The organism is Acidisphaera rubrifaciens HS-AP3 (genome assembly GCF_000964365.1).
Lineage (GTDB): Bacteria > Pseudomonadota > Alphaproteobacteria > Acetobacterales > Acetobacteraceae > Acidisphaera > Acidisphaera rubrifaciens.
Genome location: NZ_BANB01000867.1, coordinates 1 through 984, shown reverse-complemented (window position 1 = coordinate 984; position 984 = coordinate 1). Strand labels below are relative to the sequence as shown.

Sequence of the window (984 nt, the reverse complement as noted above, 5' to 3'; positions counted from 1 at the left end):
AGGCGGCCATCGGCCAGCCCATCTTGCCGAGGCCGACGAAGCCGACCGTCGGCCGAACCGGATCGCTCATGATCCGGCGATCACGTCTTCGCGCCGTCCATCTCGGCGAACAGCTCGCTTGCGACCTTGAAGGCGTCGAGCGAGGCGGGCACGCCGCAATAGATCGCCGTCTGCAGCAGGATTTCCTTGATCTCGTCGCGCGTCACGCCGTTGTTGAGCGCGCCGCGCAGATGCAGCCGCAGCTCCGCCGGCCGGCCGAGCGCGGTCAGCATCGCGATGCAGAGCATGCTGCGCGTCTTGCGCGGCAGGCCGGGGCGCGTCCAGATGTCGCCCCATGCGTGTTCGGTCGTGAGCTGCTGGAAGGCCGCGTTGAAGTCGTTCGCCCGTGCCAGCGACGCATCGACATACTCGGCGCCCAGCACGGCGCGCCGTACCTCCAGGCCCTTTTTGAACAGATCGCTGGAAAACTCGGGACGCTCGGCCATGTCGCTTCCTCACCCGTCTTTGAAGGCCGACCGTAGAGGCAGGCCCCGGAGGCGACAAGCAGCGCCGCCGCGTGCCACGTCGGGCCGTACGGCATGAGTACGCGCCCGGCGCATATCATCGCAGGCCGTCCCAGGCGCGGGCCGTGGCGGCGCGCGGCGCGGGTCCTGGCCGTGCTGGCGGCCGCCGTCGGCGGGCTGGTGCTGGTCGCCGCCTGCGCGATCGGCGGGCTGGTGTGGGAGACGCTGCCGGCGGCGCACGAGGCGGCGCATATCCCCGGCCTGTCGGCGCCGGTCGCGATCGCCTTCGACGCCGACGGCGTGCCGCGCATACGGGCCGCGACCATGACCGACGCGGCGGCGGCGCTGGGCTGGGTGCATGCGCGCGACCGCATGTTCCAGATGGACCTGATGCGCCGCGCCGCGTCCGGCCGGCTGTCGGAGATCGCCGGGCCGGCGACGGTGCCGATCGACCGGCAGGCGCGGCTGCTCGGCCTGCGGC

The 984-nt window shown here is 72.4% G+C and carries 2 protein-coding genes; one reads left to right on the top strand and one right to left on the bottom strand.

Annotated features, from left to right (window positions below):
- Positions 1-80: 80 nt before the first annotated feature.
- Positions 81-485, bottom strand: coding sequence for a 4-carboxymuconolactone decarboxylase (gene pcaC, locus B8460_RS18625; RefSeq protein WP_048863121.1), 405 nt, complete (start codon positions 483-485; stop codon positions 81-83).
- 171 nt (positions 486-656) lie between these two features.
- Between pcaC and B8460_RS18620 the strand changes: the two genes are divergently transcribed.
- On the top strand, positions 657-984 hold a 328-nt coding region (locus tag B8460_RS18620), incomplete at its 3' end, for a penicillin acylase family protein (protein ID WP_241771243.1).